The sequence below is a fragment of the Staphylococcus sp. 231237_7MaSpsaltlick genome (genome assembly GCF_043107035.1).
In genome coordinates, this window is sequence record NZ_JBICNX010000187.1 from 1 (window position 1) to 896 (window position 896).

The window sequence follows — 896 nt, forward strand, 5'->3', positions numbered from 1 at the left end:
ACCATAGTGCTTATTAATGACCCTCGAACATTACGTTTTCTAATTGTTTTAACAATAGTAATAACGAGCATTACTATAAAAGCAATAGAAATAAAAAACCATAAAAGAAATAAAAATATATCCATATAACATCCACCTAATAATAAAATATATATTAAACAACTTATGTTGTATTAATAGCCATAAATTAATTATAATTTTAAATTTTAAAATAACTCCGCCTTAAACAATCTAAATCTAGGCATACGTGTTGTAGATACACGTATGCCTAGATAACTATATATTTCTCTTTAAAGATAATTATAACCTAATTAAATAAACTTTTTCTAATAAACTTGAAATTATAAATTTAATAACTCTTTTTTCTTTAAATCAAATTCTTCTTGAGTAATTGCATCCATATCCAATAATTCTTTTAGTTGCTTTATTTCATTTAAATTTTGACTGATAGAAGAGCTTTCTTTTTTAGTATCTGTATTGGAATCTCTTCCTTGCATACGTTTGTTTACATATTCTATAAAGTCATCTAATTCATCATCATTTACCCATTTTATATTTACTTTATTACCACTTGAATAGAATGTAATAATATTACCCATTAATTTTTTACTCAATTCAAATGTACTTATTTTTGAATAATCGAAGTTCTCTAAATCATAACCAGTAAATCTTTTAGCATAAAAAATGATTCTTTGATTAGTTGCTACTAACACCCCATTTTTTACTGTGTCAGCGCCTAATGATTTAGTTTCATAAGCTCCAAAAATACTATACTGTATTTCTTCATTTTCATTTAATATTGTTGTTTTAACTATTTCTAAGTTTTTATCTTTTTTTGCCATTTTATTTTAACCCCTTTTATTTAAGTTTTTGTTCATATCTAACATATTAATAAG

Annotated in this window: 1 protein-coding gene; it reads right to left on the reverse strand. The window is 23.4% G+C overall.

The features are described 5' to 3' along the window. Nucleotides 1-341 precede the first annotated feature (341 nt). Nucleotides 342-842: a PH domain-containing protein gene (locus ACF91D_RS30800; RefSeq protein WP_081224923.1), complete on the reverse strand. Its 501-nt coding sequence runs from the start codon at nt 840-842 to the stop codon at nt 342-344. Nucleotides 843-896: the final 54 nt, after the last annotated feature.